Annotated in this window: 20 protein-coding genes and 2 pseudogenes; 12 read left to right on the top strand and 10 right to left on the bottom strand. The window is 40.6% G+C overall.

The features are described from left to right. Window positions 1–92: 92 nt before the first annotated feature. Window positions 93–1,361, bottom strand: a complete 1,269-nt coding sequence (locus RMZ95_RS19770; protein ID WP_322685515.1) for a patatin-like phospholipase family protein — start codon at window positions 1,359–1,361, stop codon at window positions 93–95. Window positions 1,362–1,709: 348 nt separating this feature from the next. On the opposite strand from RMZ95_RS19770, the gene rbsK reads away from it, so the two are divergent. Further along, window positions 1,710–2,645 (top strand): ribokinase, encoded by a 936-nt coding sequence (gene rbsK / locus RMZ95_RS19765; protein ID WP_322685514.1) that lies wholly within the window; start codon window positions 1,710–1,712, stop codon window positions 2,643–2,645. A gap of 141 nt (window positions 2,646–2,786) precedes the next feature. Next, window positions 2,787–3,428 (top strand): transaldolase family protein, encoded by a 642-nt coding sequence (locus RMZ95_RS19760; protein WP_322685513.1) that lies wholly within the window; start codon window positions 2,787–2,789, stop codon window positions 3,426–3,428. A 42-nt stretch (window positions 3,429–3,470) separates the two neighbouring features. Here the strand turns inward: RMZ95_RS19760 and RMZ95_RS19755 are convergent, their stop codons facing one another. Beyond that, window positions 3,471–4,364 carry a LysR family transcriptional regulator gene (locus RMZ95_RS19755; protein WP_322685512.1) on the bottom strand — a complete coding sequence of 298 codons (894 nt, stop codon included), beginning with the start codon at window positions 4,362–4,364 and terminating at the stop codon, window positions 3,471–3,473. 413 nt (window positions 4,365–4,777) lie between these two features. On the opposite strand from RMZ95_RS19755, the gene RMZ95_RS19750 reads away from it, so the two are divergent. From RMZ95_RS19750 to cls, 5 genes are all read left to right on the top strand, one after another. Next, window positions 4,778–5,062: a hypothetical protein gene (locus tag RMZ95_RS19750; protein WP_322685511.1), complete on the top strand. Its 285-nt coding sequence runs from the start codon at window positions 4,778–4,780 to the stop codon at window positions 5,060–5,062. Window positions 5,063–5,066: 4 nt separating this feature from the next. Next, complete coding sequence (locus tag RMZ95_RS19745; RefSeq protein ID WP_322685510.1) at window positions 5,067–5,723, top strand: glutathione S-transferase family protein; 657 nt, start codon at window positions 5,067–5,069, stop codon at window positions 5,721–5,723. Continuing rightward, window positions 5,689–6,216 carry an N-acetyltransferase family protein gene (locus RMZ95_RS19740; RefSeq protein WP_409883233.1) on the top strand — a complete coding sequence of 176 codons (528 nt, stop codon included), beginning with the start codon at window positions 5,689–5,691 and terminating at the stop codon, window positions 6,214–6,216. The genes RMZ95_RS19745 and RMZ95_RS19740 overlap by 35 nt, the downstream gene beginning before the upstream one ends. Window positions 6,217–6,741: 525 nt before the next feature. After that, window positions 6,742–7,587, top strand: a complete 846-nt coding sequence (locus RMZ95_RS19735; protein WP_322685508.1) for an endonuclease/exonuclease/phosphatase family protein — start codon at window positions 6,742–6,744, stop codon at window positions 7,585–7,587. 1 nt (window position 7,588) lies between these two features. Further along, complete coding sequence (gene cls / locus RMZ95_RS19730; protein WP_322671890.1) at window positions 7,589–9,028, top strand: cardiolipin synthase; 1,440 nt, start codon at window positions 7,589–7,591, stop codon at window positions 9,026–9,028. A 41-nt stretch (window positions 9,029–9,069) separates the two neighbouring features. Here the strand turns inward: cls and RMZ95_RS19725 are convergent, their stop codons facing one another. The 4 genes from RMZ95_RS19725 to purS all read right to left on the bottom strand — a co-directional run bounded on the left by RMZ95_RS19725 (window position 9,070) and on the right by purS (window position 11,505). Continuing rightward, window positions 9,070–9,624 (bottom strand): pyridoxamine 5'-phosphate oxidase family protein, encoded by a 555-nt coding sequence (locus tag RMZ95_RS19725; protein ID WP_322671889.1) that lies wholly within the window; start codon window positions 9,622–9,624, stop codon window positions 9,070–9,072. A gap of 125 nt (window positions 9,625–9,749) precedes the next feature. Beyond that, window positions 9,750–10,274, bottom strand: coding sequence for a DUF937 domain-containing protein (locus RMZ95_RS19720; RefSeq protein ID WP_322671888.1), 525 nt, complete (start codon window positions 10,272–10,274; stop codon window positions 9,750–9,752). A 179-nt stretch (window positions 10,275–10,453) separates the two neighbouring features. Beyond that, window positions 10,454–11,128, bottom strand: coding sequence for a phosphoribosylformylglycinamidine synthase subunit PurQ (gene purQ / locus RMZ95_RS19715; RefSeq protein WP_322671887.1), 675 nt, complete (start codon window positions 11,126–11,128; stop codon window positions 10,454–10,456). Window positions 11,129–11,226: 98 nt separating this feature from the next. Next, window positions 11,227–11,505 carry a phosphoribosylformylglycinamidine synthase subunit PurS gene (purS, locus tag RMZ95_RS19710; RefSeq protein WP_099102896.1) on the bottom strand — a complete coding sequence of 93 codons (279 nt, stop codon included), beginning with the start codon at window positions 11,503–11,505 and terminating at the stop codon, window positions 11,227–11,229. Between the two features lie 145 nt (window positions 11,506–11,650). Between purS and RMZ95_RS19705 the strand changes: the two genes are divergently transcribed. Further along, window positions 11,651–12,055, top strand: a complete 405-nt coding sequence (locus RMZ95_RS19705) for a Fur family transcriptional regulator (protein WP_322671886.1) — start codon at window positions 11,651–11,653, stop codon at window positions 12,053–12,055. Window positions 12,056–12,144: 89 nt separating this feature from the next. On the opposite strand, the pseudogene RMZ95_RS19700 reads toward RMZ95_RS19705, so the two are convergent. Further along, window positions 12,145–12,714 (bottom strand): annotated as a pseudogene (locus tag RMZ95_RS19700) (Uma2 family endonuclease). A 283-nt stretch (window positions 12,715–12,997) separates the two neighbouring features. Here RMZ95_RS19700 and RMZ95_RS19695 point away from each other — a divergent pair. Together RMZ95_RS19695 and RMZ95_RS19690 are read left to right on the top strand one after the other, a co-directional pair. Beyond that, the gene (locus tag RMZ95_RS19695) at window positions 12,998–13,234 is read left to right on the top strand and encodes a type II toxin-antitoxin system Phd/YefM family antitoxin (protein WP_322685507.1); all 237 of its coding nucleotides are present in this window, start codon (window positions 12,998–13,000) and stop codon (window positions 13,232–13,234) included. Next, entirely contained in the window at window positions 13,225–13,653 is a 429-nt protein-coding gene (locus tag RMZ95_RS19690) for a type II toxin-antitoxin system VapC family toxin (RefSeq protein WP_322685506.1), read from the top strand. Before RMZ95_RS19695 ends, RMZ95_RS19690 begins: the two co-directional genes overlap by 10 nt. Before the next feature lie 189 nt (window positions 13,654–13,842). On the opposite strand, the pseudogene RMZ95_RS19685 reads toward RMZ95_RS19690, so the two are convergent. From RMZ95_RS19685 to RMZ95_RS19675, 3 genes and pseudogenes are all read right to left on the bottom strand, one after another. Further along, window positions 13,843–17,166 (bottom strand): annotated as a pseudogene (locus RMZ95_RS19685) (NACHT domain-containing protein); the annotation flags it as partial. 141 nt (window positions 17,167–17,307) lie between these two features. Next, complete coding sequence (locus RMZ95_RS19680; RefSeq protein ID WP_322685505.1) at window positions 17,308–18,315, bottom strand: SPFH domain-containing protein; 1,008 nt, start codon at window positions 18,313–18,315, stop codon at window positions 17,308–17,310. A 150-nt stretch (window positions 18,316–18,465) separates the two neighbouring features. After that, a complete protein-coding gene (locus tag RMZ95_RS19675; RefSeq protein WP_322671881.1) occupies window positions 18,466–18,900 on the bottom strand; it encodes an NfeD family protein in 435 nt (144 codons plus the stop codon). Window positions 18,901–19,138: 238 nt separating this feature from the next. On the opposite strand from RMZ95_RS19675, the gene RMZ95_RS19670 reads away from it, so the two are divergent. Both RMZ95_RS19670 and RMZ95_RS19665 read left to right on the top strand, forming a co-directional pair. Then, complete coding sequence (locus RMZ95_RS19670; RefSeq protein WP_322685504.1) at window positions 19,139–21,157, top strand: protein phosphatase 2C domain-containing protein; 2,019 nt, start codon at window positions 19,139–19,141, stop codon at window positions 21,155–21,157. Between the two features lie 274 nt (window positions 21,158–21,431). Beyond that, complete coding sequence (locus RMZ95_RS19665; RefSeq protein ID WP_322685503.1) at window positions 21,432–22,241, top strand: ABC transporter permease; 810 nt, start codon at window positions 21,432–21,434, stop codon at window positions 22,239–22,241. The last annotated feature ends 283 nt before the right edge of the window (window positions 22,242–22,524 follow it).

Here is a 22,524-nt window from a genome sequence, read left to right as displayed (position 1 = left end):
TCCGATTTAATTTGCGAGAATTGTAAGCCACAGATATCTGACTTGTTTTAAAAGTCAGATATCTAGTTTCTTACAAATAATTCAGCATTGTATCAGACTGATAAAGCCTCAGTCTGATTCGTAGTTGCCTGGGTAATAGGATTGACTTTTATAAATTGTTCGATTGCATCTTTTACTTTCGGCCCTTTACCATACACTCTAGAATCATAAATCAAACCAATATCAATGAAAGCTTGAGCCGCAGCGATCAAAGTTTTAATATTTTTATTGCTGGAATCATCCATCTCTTCATTTACACGGATATTCTGAACTATGCAATCATCATTGTATTCTTTTAAGTTTGTATTTACAGCTTGAACTAAGTACTGATTTTTCCTTTGATATTTTTTTTCTATGAGAGTACGAGTCATTTTATAATCTTCATTTGCTAAGGGTTTGTATCTTTCATTCAAATCAAAATCCAATCGGAGGTAGTGCCCTGACTCGAAACCTCCAAGGATGTTTTGACAAATCGTACTATTTATTTCACCTGTTGGTTCCATGAACACATCCACTAGCCGCTCTACCCAGTTTAACGTGTGCCATTTTTTTATTTGTTCATATTCAAATGGGTTGGCGCTTCTACCCGTACCGATAGAAAGTACAGAAATGTCCTCTAGTTTAAGATTTTCTAAATTATATTTTTTCTTGTCTTCTAGTGATAATTTAGGAGAACGACTCACTTTTAAAGCTTGACTAATTGCTGCCAAGGATGGATTATTAGCACAAACTCCACCATCAATATGAGGGAATGACCATTTACCAAATACCTGTTCGTTAGATGCTTTTAACTCGCGTGGAGGGAAGAAAGTTGGCGCTGATGCCGAACTAATACATATATCTTTTAGTGGAATTCCATCGTACCAGCGAGCACCTAAATCAGGATGTAAATTGGTGAAAAAAGTTGTGTTGCGATAACGCATATCATAGGCGAGAATCAACAATATAGTATTCGTAATTTCGCCAATTTTAGTCTCACCTAAAGCAGATTCATCTTCCAGAGCTTTCTCTAATCCATCATGAGAATATTTAGGTGAAAATATATTTCTGACAAATCGCCAGGGTTTTTCAAAATTCCTTGGCTGCGGGAAGATTTGCTCGGCTTTTGTTTCATATAGTTTCAGCAGTTGAGTTGTGTTTAAGCCTTTCGCCAGTCCCGCAGCAATAATTGAACCAGTAGAAGTACCAGTAATCATGTCAAAGTATTGGTGTAATTCTAAGCCGTAAGTTGCTTGGATTCGACTTTCAACCTCTTTGAGCATTTGTACTGAAACTACACCACGAATTCCACCACCATCTAAACTGAGAATTTTGAATGTCATAACCTACTCCTAATAAGACAACCATTAAAACAATGGTTATATGGTTCCCAGTTATTGGTGAAAAATTTCACGGTGTGTCAGAAAAGAGAAGCAAGTGTCCGTAGCGTTTACACTTTTACCACAATGATTTTACCTTTCTACAAAAAAATTCATACATCTAATCAGCAACACCACCGAAAGGGTTAAAGGAGTTTACCACTTAAGCACTGTACAAACTAAGCATGATGTAAATTATCAGAATTGGTCGTTTTGGGTGTTTCACATAACCCTAATTTACTTACATATTTGCGTGGGCGTAGCCCGCCATAGACATCGCATCCTGTAATATTATTAATAAAAATCAGCATCATGAGTATTATCGTTTTCGGCAGCATCAATATAGACTTGGTAGCAACAACACCCCGATTGCCAGTTGCAGGAGAAACGTTACTAGGAGAAGACTTTTTTAAAGTTTCGGGAGGGAAAGGAGCCAATCAAGCCGTAGCATTAGCAAAATTGGGCATTCCTACCCAGATTGTGGGGCGTGTAGGTGCAGATGATTTCGGTAAGGAACTTGTTAACAATTTGCAAACATCTGGTGTGCAGACTGATAACATTTTTGTGGATGAAACTGTTAGTTCTGGAGTCGCTATTATCACCGTGAGTCAGACTGGTGAAAATCAAATTGTCGTCATTCCAGGTGCAAATGGGCGCGTCAATCAAGAAGATGTAGAACGATTATTCCACTTATTACCAGCAGCTACAGCACTACTTTTACAACTAGAAATTCCGATTACTGCCGTGATTGCTGCTGCTAAAGCCGCAAAAGGTGCAAACATAAAAGTGATTTTTGACCCCGCACCCGCACAATCTAATTTACCAGATGAATTGTATCCATTGGTAGACATTATTACACCGAATGAAGTTGAAGCAGCGCAATTGGTGGGTTTTCCTGTGAATGATGAGGAACAAGCCGCTAAAGCAGCTGCGGTTTTATTGCAACGGGGTGTGAAATGTGCGATCGTCAAACTGGGTGCTAAAGGTGTTTTTTGTGCCACTGCTGAAGAAAAGTTTTTTGTACCTGCGTTTTCAGTTCATGCAGTTGACACAGTAGCCGCAGGCGATGCTTTTAATGGTGGTTTAGCGGCGGCACTTTTTGAAGGACTTTCCTTACATCAAGCAGTTGTTTGGGGTGCAGCAACAGGTGCTTTGACAGCGACAAAACCAGGCGCACAAACTTCGCTACCGGATAGGTTTACATTTGATGCATTTCTTAAGGAAAAGGGAATGGGTAGTAGTTTTTAAGGGTAGGTATTTAAAAAAGTATAGAATAAACAGGTAAAATGCTTATCCGATCGGGATTGGCAGAAATATCAGTGCAAAGCTTCTGAACGATGTAGGGTGTATAGCAGGAGAAATGTAGATAGTAAAAGTGAGGAATTAAGTATGGCACTATATCTAGACTCCGCGATCGCATCGGAAGCTGAAGTTGTTAAACTTTGGGGATGGGTAAAAGGTATCACCACAAATCCCACTTTGTTATCTCAAAGCGATACTCCACCAGAAACCACGCTCAAAAAACTGGTTGCCTTGACAAATGGGCCGTTATACTATCAACTTATGGCATCTGATAAAGCTGGGATGCTAGCTGAAGGTAGAAAAGCTTTCGAGATTATTGGTTCGCAAACAATTTTGAAGATTCCTGCAACACCGTTAGGGTTTGAAGTAGTGGCGAGTCTATCGCCAGAGATTACCTGTTCGGTGACAGCGATTTATAGTGCAGCACAGGCAGCAGTCGCACGAGAAGCAGGAGCTAAAATTGCCATAGCTTATGTAAATCGAGCTACCCGATTGTTAGGTGATGGTATTGCCTTAGTGCGGGATATGGCTAGCGTACTCAAAGGTAGTGATACGGAAATCTTGGCAGCTAGTATCAAATCTCCCGAAGAAGCAGCCGCATCATTGCAAGCCGGGGCACATCATTTAACTTTACCATTGGCAATGTTGCAGGCGATCGCAACTCATGAATTCTCACAAAAAACCGTTGAAGAATTCGCTAAAGGAGGCATCGGTTTAAGTAATTCGTAATACTTCGGCTACGCTCAGTACAAGTTCGTAATTCGTATGCGCTCAATAAGTGAATTTAGCTAAACTATAAAAATCAAATTTACTCAACATCTCCAAAAAGGTGAATACCGCAGGCACTTGCAGAGTATTAGATAAAGTTGCCGTTGCAATTACTCTTTCGAGGGGTGCTGGTAAACTGTATACCTGCACCTTTGGGGGAATGGGTACAGCTGCTAAACGAGGCATAATAGCTGCTCTCAGTCCTTGATTCACCATGCTAACGACTGTGGAATCTTCTTGAATGTCAGTAGCAGTATTGATTGGAATTGCGAAAGTCTTTAGGTGGTTGTGAAGAATGCGTCCGCAAGGTGTACAAGGAAGCAAAACCGGCGGATAGGCTGCGATGTCTTCCCAAGTAATTTGCGGACTGGTAATTTTGCTATCTGGTGGTAGTAAAGCTACATACTCATCCCGAAAAATTTCCCAGGTTTCAAATTCTTCACCAGTTGGGAGACAAGTAATACCAATATCGGCACGTCCATCATGCAAACACTGCTCTACATCCGTGAAAGCAGCACACTCTATGATTGTGACAGCAATTTCTGGGAATTGATTGTGAAATTGAGCGATCGCTTTTGGTAATAGATGAGTAGCGACGCTCCGAAAAGCCGCAATTCGCACATGGCCACCGTGTAAACCTTTATGCAAGTTTGCTTCGTGTTGCATCATCTCTAGATGCTGCATTGCTTGACGCGCATGATACAAAATGCGCTCTCCAGCAGGTGTCAGCACAGCACCGTGACGACCTCTGGCAAATAATGGCACACCTAATTCTTCTTCTAGGGTGGCGATCGCATGACTAATTGCAGGCTGGGAAAGCTGCAATTCTAAGGCTGCTTCACTAAAGTTACCACAATCTGCTACTGCAACTATGGCTCGGAGTTGGGAGAGTTTCATAGGCAATTGATCGGAACAAGGGTATACACATCCTGACTTTATTGTGGCAAAAAGGTTGTATAGCAATCTGATTTGATTTCTGAATTAATCGTAGGGACTAGGGACTGGGGACTGGGAAGAAGGAATAAAGCTGTACTGAGTTTTTTTCAAAAATCAAATATGAGTCCTATATTAGGGACTTCCAAATAAAAAAATATATAACTTTTATTGTGGGGTGGGCGTCTCGCCCGCCCAGTTCATAGGGCGGACAAGATGTCCACCCCACAAGAGCGGATAATTTATTTCTTGGTAATCCCTTAATGATTTCTCATATCTATAAATGGAATTTATAGAACCTATGCAAGCCATGATTTGATTCCTAACTGAGATGTTGTTACTGTTTTATTTACTGAGAAACTTTCAGGAATAATTTTATGAACAATAACATTAAGTGTTTACAAAAAGAAGATATAGAAATCAATTGTAGTCCGTCATTCCAGAAAAAAACCAACTCAAACTTCTGGAAATCTCTGCATCTGATTTGGGAGAATTTTGTCAAAAAACTCCTAGCCGATCGTAATGAATTACAAGTTTGGCAAAAGGTTGACCGCCACGGTAATATCTATTGGCAAGCTTACGACCCTGTAACCGGAAAATCTTTCTCTTCAGGTTCGGAAACTGATGTGTCTATGTGGATTGAACAACTTTATCGGTATTAAAAACATGACACAACTTACTTTGGTAATCGGCAATAAAAATTATTCATCTTGGTCGCTTCGTCCTTGGTTAGCGATGAAGCAATTCGGTTTGGAATTCAATGAGATTCGGATTCCTCTTTATAACCACCCAGATTGTTCATTGAAAATTCGGCAATATTCGTCATCGGGAAAAGTACCTGTGTTATTGCACGATAAACAAACAGTGTGGGATTCTCTCGCTATTTGTGAATATTTAGCTGAAACTTTTCCAACCCTGCAATGGTGGCCAGAGGATAAGGCTGCAAGAGCATTAGCTCGTTCTATCAGTGCAGAAATGCACTCAGGATTTCAAAACTTGCGTCAGAATATGCCGATGAACTGCCGTACTAAATATCCTGGTAAAGGTTTAGAACCCGGCGTACAACAAGACATTGACCGTATTATTAGTATCTGGCAAGAATCACGCCAAAAGTTTGGGGCTGGTGGCAATTTTTTATTTGGCAATTTTACGATTGCCGATGCTTTCTTTGCTCCAGTTGTTCTGCGCTTTATAGCCTATGATGTGCAGTTAGATACTGTTTCTAGAAATTATGTGGAGTCAGTTTTAGAACTTCCAGCAATGCAAGAGTGGATAAATGCAGCAAAGAATGAGACAGAAGTTATTCCCCAATATGAGTTTTAGGAAAATATTAGATAGCGAGAATAAGAAGGGTAGGAATATTTTAATTCGATATGCAAATAAAAAAGATATTCCTGCCATTATGGAATTGATTCATTTGAAAGCTGAATTTGATGGTTGTCCTGAATCTATAGAAGCAACTCCTCAAAAGCTAGAAATTGATTTATTTGGAGAAGCGCCTCTTGCTTTTGTTCTTTTGGCTGAGGTTGATGGCGATACTATTGGGTTGGCAACTTATCACTTTATCTATTCAACTTTTTTAGCAAAACCTGGAATTTGGCTGGATGATTTATATGTCAAAGCTGAATATCGAAGCCACCGAGTTGGTCAAGCACTCATGCTACACTTGCGCCAGATTGCCAAAGAAAAAGGTTGTGGCAGAATCGATTGGACTGTAGCTGTGTCTAACGAGCGTGGAATCAATTTTTATGAAAAAATAGGTGCAAAGATCATTAATAAAGTAAAATTATGCCGCTTAGACGGTCAGACATTATAATAGGCTGGGTATTACAATACTCACGCCTACAAACGACAAACTTTTTTTAGAGATGTCTACTATAGTAATCCTAAATCATTCATGAAAATCTGAGATAGTTTGACCCTCTGTAGTTTCCTCAATGCTTTGGGGAGATGACGTTAGCTAGGGCGTGAATTTTCTTACAAATCATTTATTTAGGATTGCGATCGCTCTCTTAAGCCACTCTGGTAAGCTTTAAGGTCTATCCAGGGAAATCGCCCGATCCATCCTGACATTGTTCAAGCTCTAGTGCTTATGGAGCATAGATTGTAGCTTTACAAACGTGCTATTCTTCTCTAACGACTGTTTAATAGCGTTAAGCTCTGACTTTTCACGTTATGTGGAAAAGTCTACCAAAAACCTAACCCCCTAACCCCCAACTCGTCGCGGGAAGGGGGAAAATTCAAAGTCTCTCTCCTAAAAGGAGAGAGATTTAGAGAGAGGTTTTCCAGATGCCGTGAAAAGTCAGCGTTAAGCTAGAATAAATCCATTTTAATATTAGTAATGCCTAATATTCAAGAACACGTAAACACTCTAGTTACGAAATTGGTTCCGGGTTATAGATTTTTTCGTTTACAAGAACTCACAATTGACAAAAATCATTCAATTCAAACAGAAATTAATAGTCAATCAATTAAAGTTCTCAGTTGGAATATTGCTAAACAAAACTATAATAATGCTTGGGTAGAAGATTTTTCCAAAATTATTGCAACTTATCAACCAAACCTTATATTTCTACAAGAGTTTTCTCTAAAGTTAGAGGCAAATGAATGGGGAAAATGGTTGAAAATGAATTGGAGTTTTGCTCCTAACTTCGTAGATATTCATCACCAAACTTATTCAGGAATATTTACAGCCTCGACAATCAGCCCAATTACCAAAAAAGTTATAGCTACTAAACATTATGAACCGATTGTTAAAACTCCTAAAATTTCTTTAATAACTGAGTATCTGCTACCTGAGCAAAGCATAACTCTGCTGACAATTAATACTCATCTGATCAATTTTGTAGATATAAATAAATTTAAAATCCAACTAAATGAATTAGAGCAAGCCTTATCTACACATCGGGGGCCACTAATATTTTCAGGAGATTTCAATACTTGGAGTCGAAAAAGAGCAGTTATTCTCAATCAAGTAACCACTCAATTAGGATTAACGCCTGTAATTTTCGCACCTGATGAGAAGGAGAAAATTAAACGCTTTTTGTTATCACCTCCTTTAGACCATATCTTTTATCGAGATATCAGTGTGAAGAAAGCCAGTCCTAAAGTGCTAGACCAAATTTGTTCATCCGATCATAAGCCATTGCTGGCAGAATTTACTTATACCAATACTCAAAAAAATTAAGATGCTTGTAGATGCTGGTGTTCTAGCGATTTTTAGCACAGCTACAGTTGTTGTTCATTGCGTGGGAGTTGCACATGCAGCCCATGCAGTGATGAATGTGCGTTCTTCTCAAGGGGCAATCGCCTGGAGCATTTCTCTAATTACCTTTCCCTGGCTAGCGATTCCATTGTATTGGATTTTAGGAAGAACTAAATTTCATGGATATGCTGAAACACTGCGCTCAGTCTATGCACAACACTACCAGCTTGTTCGTTCGACTTATAGCGAACTAATTAAATTTCAGGTTGCGCCACCAGATAATCTAGCCGAGTTGCAACCATTAGCGGAGGCTTTTACAGAAATTTCTTTCACATCAGGCAATGCTGCCGAATTACTAATTGATGGTCAGCAAACCTATGAAGCAATGCTGAAAAAGATTGCATCGGCGAAAAATTATATTTTATTCCAATTCTATACTGTTAACGATGACCAATCAGGTAATGAGTTTAAAGAAGCGTTAATTGCTAAAGCCAAGCAAGGAATAAGCATCTATTTTCTCTACGATGAAATTGGTTCTAAGAAATTATCTCGCCCTTATATCCAATCTCTACAACAGCATGGAATTGCAGTGAGTGCATTTAACACTACTAAAGGTCAGGGTAATCGGTTCCAATTTAATTTTCGCAATCATCGGAAAATTCTGGTGGTGGATGGAGAAATAGCATTTGTAGGTGGACTGAATATTGGTGACGAATATTTAGGAAAAAATCCTCGCTTGAGTCCCTGGCGCGACACCCACATGATGCTCGAAGGCCCAACTGTACAATGCCTACAAAGCTCTTTTGTGCGAGATTGGTATTGGGCAACTCGAAAACTTATCGAAGTTAACTGGCAGGTAAAAATTAATCAGGATAATCAAACTGTATTCATACTTCCTACAGGCCCCGCAGATCATTTCCCAGCTTGTAAGCTTTTTTTCGTCGAATTAATTAATCAAGCTCAAACTCATCTCTGGATTGCTAGTCCATACTTTGTGCCGGATGAGGCAACATTGTCAGCTTTAAAACTGGCAGCAATGCGAGGTGTGGATGTGCGAATTCTCTTACCAAATCGACCCGATCATTTATTTGTTTATTTATGTTCCTTCTCTTACTACACCGAAATGGAAAAAATCGGTATCAAGTTGTATCGTTACAAAAATGGGTTTATGCACCAGAAAATTATAGTCATTGATGAGAATTTAGCAGGGGTAGGAACCGTTAACTTAGATAATCGCTCTTTTTCCCTCAACTTTGAAGTTATGGGTTTTGTTACCGAGCCTCGGTTTGTCCAAAGTGTGAAAAAGATGTTAGAGGATGATTTAGCTGTCTGTGTTGCTGTCGATCTTAATGAGTACGATAAAAAACCTTTTTGGTTCAAGTTAGCTGTGAGAGTCTCTCGATTGCTGACTCCTTTACTTTAATCGCTAATATATGGATTAATAGAATAATCCATCAGGCAAAGTTAGAGTAATTTACTCAGTGGTGTTGCTAAACCGTCAAGGCTGACAAGATTTTTCTTCTGTTGATATTCTCTAACTCCTTCTTCGCCTTTTTTAGTAGCCCAGTTTACTAGAGTCTGTCGCTGACCTTGATATTCATAGAGTGGTACGCCAAAACCACAGGAAGTCTGGATTTTTTCAATGTCAGCGACGATAATTTGACGAGTTCCTGGTATCGGCAAAAATAGAGAATACAACGAGTCCCACTCTGGAGAACTCGGTAAAATGGTGGTTCCTTGACCGTAAAGACGCAAGATACACGCAGGTTCTTGAAAGGCACAAAACATGAAGGTTATCCGCCCATTTTCTTGCAAATGGGCTGATGTTTCGTTACCACTACCTGTGAGGTCTACATAACATACTCGGTTGGGAGACAAGATACGAAAACAGTCCTGACCTTTAGGAGACAGGTTAACATGACCCGTAGGACTCAAAGGTGCAGAGCCGACAAAGAAAAGGTGTTGGGCAGCAATAAAGTTTTGCAGTTCTTCAGTAATACAGTCAAATAATTTAGACATAGACTGTCTGAGTTATATTTATAAATTGATCGTGTTTTCAGCCTATGTCTTAGCTAAAAATCTAGCAAGGTATAATTACCGATGTCTGGTTTATCCCAAAGGAATGGGGAGTTGGGAGAAAACTCTTACTGTCTCATATATCGACTAGCCATTTGGATGGCATCAGCGATATCGACATCACCATCACCATCAGCATCCAAAAAGGAATTTAGGACAGGATTACCGCCAGCTTGGGGATTTTGAGCGTTGGCACCTGATTGCAAAAACTTTAGCACCAGAGGTACTGCCAAAGGTAGCAATTGTTGAACGATACCAGCATCCAACCCAGTGCGCTGGGCAGCAACTTCAGCTACTTGCTGTTGTATCTGAGGAGAAAACAACGAATTGACGGCTTGGGGGTTAGCAGAAGTACCAGCATATTGACTGACTAAATTTTGTGTGGCTTCATTACCATCTGTGGCTTGTTTGTCTTGTAAAGCAGAACGCACTTGACCACCTACAATTGACAAAACTGATTGGATGGTAGAAGGATTTGCGCCTGTGCGATCGCTCAACTGCTGTACAGTATTAACAATGCTTCCTATTTCACCTAAGCTGCCCTGTTGATTGGGATTAGCGACGGCACCAAGAATTTGATCGAAAAGTCCCATAAGTTTGTTGCTCTCTTTGTTCTCAAAAACTTGCCAAAACTGGCTTAAAGTTTTTTGTGTACACAGACTTTTGTAAGTCTACTAAAAGATTAGAACACGCTTGCCTCTAAATTTTAACAACTACTAGCTTAAGGATGAAAAGTCGATCGAGCGATCGCAAAACGCTCAACTTATTTGCTTTACGCTAATGCCGCTACTTTCTCTAGTAAGCCTTGAAACAACCTCAAGCCGTCACTACCCCCTAGCATTGCGTCTGATGCCCTTTCTGGGTGCGGCATCATTCCCAACACATTACCCCGACGATCGCAAATCCCGGCGATGTTGTTCAGTGAACCGTTGGGATTTTCGCCTTCATAGCGAAATATGACTTGCCCGTTATTTTCAATTTCTGCAAGAGTAGCTGCATCAGCGTAGAATCGCCCCTCTCCGTGGGCAATGGGCAAAGTGATAACTTCACCAGTTGTATAAGCTTGCGTCCATAGATTAGTACGCTCAACTTTCAAGGGGACGCGATCGCAAATAAAATGTAAATCCCGATTTCTGGTTAACACCCCTGGCAAAAGGCCAGCTTCAGTTAATACCTGAAAGCCGTTGCAAATACCGAGGACAAACTTACCCTTTTGGGCGTGTTCCACAACCTGTTGCATCACAGGTGAAAAACGCGCGATCGCACCACAGCGGAGATAATCCCCGTAACTAAAGCCACCAGGAATAATCACAACATCCAAATCAGCAATATCTGTTTCTTGATGCCAAACCATGCGCGTTGGTTGCCCCAGTAAATCTCTGATTACATAAGCAACATCGCGATCGCAATTAGAACCGGGAAAAACAACAACACCGAATTTAGTCATTTGTCATTTGTCATTTGTCATTTGTCATTGGGCATGGGGCATTGGGTATTGGAAAACTTTTTCCTAGTCCCCAGTTCCCAGTCCCCAGTCCCTAGTCCCTAAAATACTCCAGTTTGAGTTTCAACCTCAATTAATTCAAAGCGGTAATTTTCAATTACGGGATTTGATAGCATTTGGTCACAAATGGTATCAAGGTCTTTACGCGCTTTCTTCTCTTCAGTTGAGGTGATGGTGAGTTCAATGTACTTGCCAATCCGCACCTGGTCAACGTTATCGTATCCCAGTTGCTTAAGACCGGATTGTACTGCCACACCAGCGGGGTCTAAAACTGAAGGACGAAGGGTCACAAAAATTTTGGCTAGATACTTGGTTTGCACGGGCTTTTGCTGAATGCTGCGATCGCTATACTATAACTTTCTGTTCCAACTGAGTGAAAATAAGATTACGAAGCGGTTAAAGTTAATCGATCGATTAGCTCATCTAACAGCTTCAAACTACAGTGGCATACTTAAATAATTGTCTATGAGAGCCATACGCACCCGCAGTCAAGAGCGTATTTTCAACCTCCTGAAAAATATCAAAAAAGGCATTTCCGCCCAAGATATTTACGTAGAACTACGTAATACAAATCAGAGTATGGGTTTAGCAACAGTTTACCGTTCTCTAGAAGCCTTAAAACTAGAAGGTATAGTACAAGTGCGGAATTTGGCTAATGGTGAAGCCCTCTATAGCCTAGCACAACAAGATAAACACCACCTTACCTGCTTGCAATGTGGTGTCTCAATTGCGATTAATCAATGTCCAGTTCATGACTTAGAAAACCAGTTAGAATCAAGCCATAAATTTAAAGTTTTTTACCACACCCTAGAGTTTTTTGGGTTGTGCAGTCAATGCCAGGTGAATCAAAGTACTGGGATTAGTCAATAGTTATACCAATTTTATGAGACGGATAAAGCGTGTTTTATTTCTGATTTCTGATTTTTGATTTCTGATTTCTGCTGTAATAAATGTTTTATTCAAATAAAACTCAACCAACTAAATACATCTGCAACTGTTAATTGCCAGTTTTCCAAAACACTCAAAACTGGTAAGATATCTTGCTGTTCTTTTAATTATGGTAATTTATTAGGTTCAAAAATCATGATTGACTCATCAGCAGAATCGAGTAACCAACCTAGCTTCGCTCCATTTTGAATAGAAAATGTAATTTTGCGGATCGCTCGGTTAGGTGATTGTTCTGGTGAAAGAATTTCGATTATCCAATCTGGGGGAATCTCAAATTTATTTGTAACTCTACCTTTTGCATCAAGGGGAATTTTTTGCCATTCAAACACAGCAATATCTGGTACTATTGAACGACCTTCAAATGTACAGCGTAATTCAGGAAAGGCATAAGCTAATTTTTGTAGTTTTGCAACTTGATTTATGGCAGAAGCTAATTCAATTTGTAAAGTACTGTGTTCTCCTTGTGGCATAGGCTTTTGGTATATTTGCCCGTTAAAATACTCGCTTGCTGGTTTTGTCTCCGGTAGTTTTAAGAACTCTTCTACACTTATTGCTGTGGTTGGCTGAATAGATAATGTCATAATTTACAAAGCATCAAAGCTTGATTATTTCATCATGAAAAGTATGGGATAAGCGTTGCGTAGGCGTAGCCTGTAGTAGACATTAAATTTTTCTTACTAGTCATTGTAATTTTATCAAATAGTTTAGATGAAATATGAGGTGAACCTAAAATGCGTTCACTATCTTTCATTGTATCTATTTTTTAGATATTACTAAATAAGATATAAAGTGGCTAAATCCAATTACAATAATGTAAACAGGAAATTTTATTTAATATTTAAGCTTAACAACAGGAGTAATGAAGTGTTGAGAATTAGCATTGAAGAAGCAGCCATCAATTTAAAATCTCTCTTGGAACGGGTAGCTAGGGGAGAAGAAGTAATTTTGCTGGAGCAAGATAAAGCTGTAGCTCGTTTAGTTCCTCTGCTACAAAAGGAACAACGGTTAGCAAATATGAAACAATTTCGAGATTCCCTGGCGATTGAGGGTGAGTCTTTGAGTGCAACCGTCATAAATGCGCGTACAGAGGAATGTCGTTGATTTATTTAGATACAAGCATTATTGCTCCTTTATATTGGACAGAAGCTTTAAGCGATGTAGTTGAACAGTTACTTATCAATGAAACTGAAGTTGGTTTGAGTCAATTGGTTGAGGTTGAACTGGTTTCTGCGCTATCGCGTCGAGTCAGAATGCGAGAAATATCTCAGCAGGATGCAACAGCTATTGTAGCGAGGTTCCAAGCAGATTTGGAAAGTGAATTTTATACTCAAATCGCGATAGAAACAGTTCACTATAATTTAGCCCGTGAGTGGATTAGTCGATTTGATACACCGTTGCGTACACTGGATGCTCTACATTTGGCGATCGCTTTTCAAAATAATATCCAATTGGTAACGGCTGATGAAGCTTTAGGAACAAGTGCTGAAGTTTTAGGAGTTGAGGTTTTGTTACTGCGGTAAATCAACTTTCCTTTACAAGTCTTCATCTTCTACATTTACCAAAAGTGCGTAGGCATAGCCCATTGTAGACATCGCGCTAGCCTCCCATCAGGTATCGCCTAAAATTTATTCCCCATCTTCCATTGCACCTAATGATTTAAGGGTAGTAATTTCTGCTGTGGTTAAACCTTTAACACCTGTGATATTCATGCGTTCATAGGGGCGATCGCTTCTCAATGTTTTTAGACATTCGCCAGTTTCAACATCCCAAATTTTGATTGTTTCATCTTGGCTACCACTAACAACAGTTTTACCATCAGGATTGAAGGAAACTGAAAATACCTCAGCAGTATGTCCACATAGTGTTTGAAAACATTCTCCAATCGGGATATGCCACAACTTAACAGTAGTATCTTCACTAGCTGTGGCAAGGATTTGCCCATCAGCACTAAAAGCTACTTCCTGCACTACATTCGAGTGTCCTGGCAAAATTTTGAAGCATTCGCCTGTGTCCACATCCCATAACCTTACTGTGCAGTCGGAACTACCGCTAGCAAGACTTTTACCGCCAGGGTGGAAGTCAAGCGAACGAATTGTACTACTATGCCCCTGTAGAATTTTAAAGCATTCACCTGTATTCACATCCCATAATTTTACTTTTGAGTCAGAACCCCCACTAGCTAATGTTCCATCAACAGGATTAAATACAACTGAATGTAGTGTATATGGATCTCCATTAATAGCTGTTAGGCATTTACCTGTTTCAATATCCCATAATCTAACTTTTGCGTCAACGCTACTACTAGCTAACAGCTTTCCATCAGTACTAAAAACAACTGAGAATATCCAACAACTATGCCCATATAAAGTTTTTAGGAGTTTACCTGTTTCAATATCCCGTAATCTAACTGCGTTAGTGCTACTACTAGCAAGAATCTTTCCATAAGGACTAAATGCAACTGAAAGTGTAAAATCACAATCTGCTAAATTTGCTTCTGCAAAATTCACGCTCTGCAAACGAGCATTCCTAAAATCTGTCCCTTTAATCAAAGTACAACTTAAATCTCTCCCCTCCAAGGCTCCTTTATCTACCTTCACTGCTAAGGTCGCCGCATTTCCGCCAACATAACCAACCTCATCCTCACTTCTAAAGCGTGTCACCTCAATAACCTTAATTAGCGAATCACTATCACCTAACATCGGCACAAGCAAATCCATCACAGCTTTTGTAAGTGGTGCTTTACCAAAAGTTTCTCTCAATTTCTCAAAAGACTCACTTGTAAATGCTTTTAGTGGTGCAATAATATTATCCTTGCGCGAAAAATAACCAGACCATGTATAGTCAATAGGCACTGCACTGCTATTCAAACCTGACTGTGCTTGGGCTAATTCAGTAAAATCGCTAGCCAACGCTCCCAACTCTGCTGCAAATTTATACGCTACAAAAAACTCTAACAGCGATCTATGAGCCGGAGTGTAGTCACCATCAGCATTACGCACAAGCATCGTTTGCGCCATCATGTCATAATGCCAGTGGTCTAAATCCTTCTCTTCTTGAACGATAGAACCAAATAAGCGGCGAATGCGTTCTGGGAACAGCCGATAATTGAGGCTCATTTTGTCAGTAGACAGCATTTCCCAAGAAAGTTCGCACAAAAAGTATAGCTTTTCTGCCAAAGAAGTAAACGTGCGATCGCTCTTTATATCCCGTTCCATTTTCCGCCGCACCGCGTACAAGTAAACCCGCGACATATCCACAGGTTTACCCGCCTCAATATCTGGCAAAGCTTCCAAAATTAACTCACTCATCACCGGACGACGGGCTAAATCCAGTAATTGCGGATTTCCCATTACTTGTTCAATCGTTGCAGCTACCGTTTGATGCGACAACACTAGTCGAATTTGCTCGTCGTTAAATTTCTCTAGTTCCAGCATTTCAAACTGCGGTGTTTCCCCTGTGAACTGCTTGGTAGAAGCTTGCAACTCGGCATTGAGTAAAGCACGTCCTTCCTTAGCGTCGGGAAAATGTTCGGTGCGACAAGTCAGGATAACCTTGGCACTGGGAACCACCACTTTTGCCAGTTCCCAAAAGTTATTAATCATCTGCTGACGGTCAATTTTTGCTGCCATTTCGTCAAAACCATCGAAAATTAGCAGCAATTTGCCCATGCGGTTTAACTGGTCAAAGACTTCGCTAGTTAAACGAATATTATGTTGTGTAAAAAAGAACCCTGCTAAAACGTTCTCGACATTTATCGCTTTGGCAAAATCTCGCAGCGTAATCACCAAAGGCAAACGGGGACGCTCTACACCGCGTTTTTGGGCATCTCGATAACGTTGCAATGCCACCCAAGCATAATGGAAGGAAAACCAAGTTTTCCCCGTACCAAATTCTCCTAGTATAGAAATATGCTCTTTGGCGGGATCGTCCAACCACACATCAATATAACCATCAATCCAACCATCGCGATCGCTATAGTGACTGATGCCGATACGCTGTTTAGTATCGGGGTCAATTTCTTCTTTTGTACAAGCTAAAGGAACGTATTTTGTATCTATTTGCCGCCGGATGATTTCTGCTTCCAACCAATCGAGATAATCGCTAAAATCAGCATCTTGGTCAATGAGTTCGTCAAAAGTGTAACAACCTAAGTGGCGATTTTCCTCCTTTTCCACCTCATTTCGCGCCGCGCGTGCAATCCGTCTGGCTGTAACTAACCAACCTTCATCAGTTCTCTGCTGCTCCACAGAGGAACGCAAAACAGCGACATCCTTAAGTCCAACTTCCCCCTCAATTCCCCGAATCAGGATGCGGTCATATCGGTTACGCCGGGTTGGCACATTGATAATCCACTCAAAATATGAATCACCCCAAACTTCATACTTTTCAAAGCGGTAGCCCAAAGTTTCAAACCAGCCGCGCATTTGTTGAGCTAAAGCTATAGCTCGACATTTATTTTCAGTAGATGTTTCGGCCTCTAGCAGTGCAAAGGAATTTTGTGCAGCCAACCGCGCTATTTCTGTCCGAATACCTTCCAGCGTCGGCAACCTGTCAAGTACTTCTTGGATATTTGCAATGCGTTTTTGCAAAGAGCCAATTTGTTGACTCATTAATGTATCTGCTGGGTTGCGAGTGCGTTTAGCAACTTCTGCAAAAACAATATAAAATGCGGCAATTTCCCTTCTAATGTCAGTTCCCAAACTTCTAATGTCATCACCCAACGCATAAGCATTAAGCCAAGCATCAACCTCAGAAAGCAAAATTGAGGGGTTGTTATGGTCAAATGCTTTACGGAAAGCCTGTTTTATTGCTTCTTGGCGAAAAAGTTCTAAAAAAGGCTTAGGTTTTCCAACACCGTACTCTACCAGTGTGTATGCATAAACCCCACTAAAATCTGCTGGTGGATGCTCTGGATCGAGGTTAAACTGCTGAAGTAATTTAATTACAGTCTCATTGCGCTGAATTTTTTCCTTAATTAAAGGATTCGCGATCGCAATAATAGCGTTGATAACCTGTTCTGGGTTAATTATCATTAGTCATTAGTCATTTGTCATTAGTCATTTGTCATTTGTCATTGGGAATGGGGCATGGGGCATGGGGCATTGGGCAATAATTATTCTTTCTCTCCGTACCTCCACTGTCTCCTCTGCTCCCCTGCTTCCCATTTCCCATTCTTAACTAGAGCGGTTATTTTCTAATCCTGGGATTTGTTTAGAAAACAAATCGTTAGAGTTAACCTGACCATCTGAAACGACGGAGCGTATACCCTCTAAGGCAGCGGGAATGGAACGCGGATCTATAAAAATCACTTTACTGCTATCGCTTTTACCAATTGTCGCGCCCATATCGAGATAGCCCAAGGCAAACAGAACTTCCACTGCTTTATTGGCATTGGGATTATTGTGGAGCTTTTGGGCAATAATTTCTGATGACTCTGCGATCGCTTGGGCTTTCAAAACTTGTTGTTGACGTTCTGCTTGAGCCTTCAAAACGATCGCCTTTTGTTCAGCTTCCGCTTGCAAAATTACCGATTTTTGACGAGCTTCCGCATCCAAGATTTGCGCGTCAGCCTTACCTCTGGCGCTATTGACAGCAGCTTCGCGATCGCCCTCAGAAGTTAAAATTGCAGCCCGTTTGCGTCGTTCTGCTGACATTTGCAATTCCATCGATTCTCGTACTGCTTGAGACGGAATAATATCTCGCAGTTCTACCCGTGTCACTTTCACACCCCAAGGATCGGTCGCAACATCCAAATCTTGTAATAAAAGCTCACTGATGTGGGAACGAGCAGTAAAAGTTTGATCCAACTCCAGTTGTCCCATTTCGGCGCGAATTTGAGTCAGCACCATATTTATCATTGCCGCTTGGAGATTTTCTACCTTGTACCAGGCTTTTTCCATATCCACAATGCGCCAATAAAACACTGCATCTACCTCAATACCAACGTTGTCACGGGTAATGCACTGTTGAGGAGGAATATCTAAGACTTTTTCTTTGATAGTTTCTCGGTAGACAACTCTATCTACAAAAGGAACGACAAAGTTTAGTCCTGGTTCTAGTTTTTTGTTATAGCTACCCAATCTTTCCACCAAAGCTTCATTGCCCTGATTGACGACTTTCACCGAACCTGCTACAGCAGAACCACCAAGAGCTAAAAATACTAGTAAAAAAAACTGTTCCATTGTAAATCTCCTAATTTTTAATAAAGGGAGTGCAAAGTGGAGGAGATGAGTGAGCAGAGAAATTAGAGTAAAAAGAACTATTGAATTGTGACAAATGACAAATGACAAATACTTCGACTTCGCTCAGTACAAGTGACAAATGACAAATACTCAAGAATTCAACAGATTTTCCGGTACAACAATCAAAGTAGTACCTTCCCTCCTAACCACATAAACTCTTTGATGGGGTGGTATGGTAAATTTGTCATCGTCACATCTTGCTTGCCAAGAATTTCCCTCATACCGTACCCGCCCTGTTTTTCCAGGCAGAATTTCTGTTAAGGTTTCAGCTATGACTGCATCCCGAATTTTTGATTTGCGTTGTCTTGGTTGCAAAAACCGACGAGAAAGCACGATTAGGGCTATGGAAAGCAACAGCCAAACTACAATTTGCAACCATACACTTCCCATACCCACTCCAGACAGCAGCGCCACCACAAAAGCGCTAATTCCCATCATCAAGGCGACAAACGCCGACGGTAAGAACAGTTCCATTAAACACAGAACTGCTCCTGCCAGAAGCCAGATTAAGGTAAAACTTGGCATAGCGCCATCCTAAACTCTACATTGACGTAAATGCATTTCTAAGATTAGATACAGCCAGATATAAGTTATTTACAGAAAACAAAACTGGGTATTTCTACCAATAATTTTGATTGATTTCAGTAACAAGGTGTAGCTAGCAGTACACAAGTCCAGTTTATTCTAGCCTTCAATTCATTGCCAGCTAAAGTTAATCGAAGTTTATGTATAAATAAGAATTCTGACTCCTGACTCCTGTTTTATGATTTCCACTCAACTGATAATTTTTTGTACTAATCCACGCTGTAACAGCCCCATTAATCCTATGGGAGATAACGTTTGTGCCAGTTGCCAAACTCCTTTAGTTCACCGCTATCTTTGGGCGACTGGCTCATTGGCTGCTTGCATCCCACCAGGCACAAAGGTAGCAGATAGGTATGAGGTAATTAAACAACAGATTTGGCTGGATACTCAACCGGGACTGCCGCCAGATGTACCTGAAGAATTGCCAACGGCAGTAATTCCTTATTTACGGTTATATCAAGAGCGGTTGCATCTGCCCCAGGCTTATGGGTTTGCTAGTAATCTTGAAGAAGATACAACTGATATCCTCTTATTGGAAAATGCGCCGATAGATAAGACAGGAAATATCTATCCAACTATTGTTGAGGCTTGGGAGGAAGCCACGGCAATACGACAAGTTTATTGGCTGTGGCAAATTCTCCAACTTTGGACACCTCTAGCAGAATTGGGACTTAGCCGCAGTTTACTAGTAATAGACAACTTGAGAGTCGAAGGTTGGTGTGTGCGACTGTTGGAACTCTACCAAACACCAGCTGATGAGAAGTTGAGTTTACAAAATCTGGGGGAATGTTGGCAGTTTTGGGTAGTTTCTGCGAAGGCATCAGTAGCTAAAGCGTTACAGGACATTGTCCAAGAGATGTGTGAAACTGAGATTGAGTTAGAGGAAATTAGTATTCAACTCAATAATTTACTACTAGCAGCTGCGGCAGAATTGCCATTAGTCTTGAAGGTGGCAGGTTCTACAGATATTGGCCCAATGATGGCGCAAAATGAAGATGCTTGCTATCCCAATAGTTTGAGTGATTTAGATGAACCTTTATTGCGCCACTTGTCGATTGTGTGCGATGGCATTGGTGGGCACGAAGGCGGTGAGGTTGCGAGTCAGTTGGCAGTGCAGTCTGTAAAGTTGCAAATTCGCGCTTTACTAACTGAGGTGACAGAACAAACTGCACTTTTTTCACCTGAGTTGTTGCAGGAACAATTAGAAGCAAGCTTACGGGTGGTAAATAATGTAATTTGTGCCCGCAATAACGAACAAAAACGCCAGGGCAAAGAACGCATGGCTACAACTATTGTGATGGCGTTGCAAGTTCCACAACGAATCCAGACAAGTACTGGGTGGCAATCAAATAATACCCATGAGCTTTACTTGGCTAATGTTGGCGATAGCCGTGCCTATTGGATTACTCGCAATTATTGCCAGCTACTAACTATAGATGATGATGTGGCAACGCGAGAAGTACGCCTTGCTAAAAGTTTGTATCGAAAGGCACTCTTCAGACCAGATGCGAGTGCTTTAACTCAAGCATTGGGGACAAGAAATTCAGAATCTTTGCGTCTCAATGTTCAGCGATTTATTCTGGAAGAAGATGGCATTTTGCTACTGTGTTCTGATGGTTTAAGCGATCGCAACTGGGTAGAACAATCTTGGCAGGATTATGCAATACCCGTGTTAACAGGGCAAATGACAGTTGAAGATGCTGTCCGCAACTGGATTAACTTAGCAAACGAAAAAAATGGGCATGATAATACATCGGTTGTTATGACCTATTGCCGTGTCTCTCCAGAATACTTAGTACCCGTGACTCCGGCGTTGCCAGAAGAGATTATAGAAACAGAAATACAAGAAGAACTAGAGAAATTAGAAGAACTAGAAGAACCAGAAGAACTAGAGGAATTAGAAGAACCAACTTCTTTTACAGAAAGTTCCCAAGCTTTGCTAGATTTGGATCTAAATTCGGATCTAGATTTGGATCTTTCAGAAGAACCACCTCTCAACCCAGAAATTCCACCAACTTTAATTACAAAACCGAAGTGGCGTAAACCTTTGGTAATGCTGGGGGGAGTGTTGGCGTTGCTTGTAGGGGGTACAAGTCTGGGATTATTTGCTTGGTGGCAAATTAATCCTCAAGGATTACAGCAGATGTGTCGGCAACTTCCCCAAGAAGTGCAGTCAGTGTGTCCGAGTGGGAAATAGATTATACCGAAATATTCTAATGTTGATGAGAAATATTGCAATGTTTGCCAGGAATATTCTAATGTTGATGAGAAATATTGCAATGTTTGCCAGGAATATTCTAATGTTGATGAGAAATATTGCAATGTTTGCCAGGAATATTGCAATCTTGACAAGAACTACTTGTATATTCACAGTGATGGAAAAGAAAGTGGCGATCGCTAGTCAGTGAGAATTGACTTTTTACATAAAATATGATATAACCGATTGCTATCAAGAAAAATCATATATAAACGTGAATATCTCTCCATTTATCAAAAAACCGCGTGTCTCATGGCAAGCGGTTTTCTCACTGCTGATATTTGTGTTCATGTACCTGCCCATACTGGTACTTGGCTTTTATAGCTTCAATAAGTCGCCTTACAGTGCAACTTGGCAAGGATTCACTCTCGATTGGTATCGCAAGTTGTTCAGTGACGATCGCATTTTATCGGCTTTGCAAAACAGTATGATAGTTGCGGGTTGTGCCGTGGCAATTTCCGCAGTGCTGGGAACCTTGATGGCGGTTGGGTTGGCGCGTTACGAATTTCCTGGTAAGAAATTGTATTTGGGTATTGCTTACCTACCATTGATTATTCCCGATATTGCGATCGCAGTGGCTACTTTAGTATGTCTAGCAGCCTTTGCAGTACCTTTGAGTTTGTGGACAATAGTTGCAGCCCATGTAGTGTTTTGTCTAGCCTACGTTGGACTTGTAGTTGCTTCCCGACTGACTAATTTAGACCCCCACTTAGAAGAAGCAGCACTAGATTTAGGTGCGACACCAACCCAAGCTTTCATCAAAGTATTGTTACCTCAATTAATGCCTGGGATTATCGCTGGTTGTCTGTTGGCTTTTGTTCTTAGCTTAGATGACTTTCTGATTGCTAGTTTTACTGCTGGTAGCGGTTCTAACACCCTGCCAATGGAAATTTTTAGCCGCATTAGAACCGGAGTTAAACCTGATATTAATGCTCTCAGTGTAATGTTAATTTTAGTATCTGCGATCGTTGCCTTTGTAGCTGAATTAATTCGCGCTTCTGGAGAGAATAAAACTTTCAAATAAGACTCGTTATTGCCAATAAAAATTATGGGTAATTTGGTTCTTTATGAACTTTTTTGGATAGCGAACAACAGCTATATTAAAATATCGGGTGAGTTATGCTTGTCATAACGCACAAATATCAGTGTCATTCGGAATTTTAAATCTCCTAAGAGGTTGTTTTAAAAGTAGTTGCTTGTGATTTTAATCACATTTTACTCCCCTTAATCCCCCCTTATAAAGGCAGGAAAAAATAAATCTATTTCCCTCCCCTTTCCAAATACCGTGTATACACAAGTCAAATTAC

This window comes from Nostoc sp. DedQUE07 (genome assembly GCF_034530975.2).
GTDB lineage: Bacteria > Cyanobacteriota > Cyanobacteriia > Cyanobacteriales > Nostocaceae > Nostoc.
Note: the sequence above shows the minus strand (reverse complement) of the source record. Positions and strands in the feature narration are given on the sequence as shown.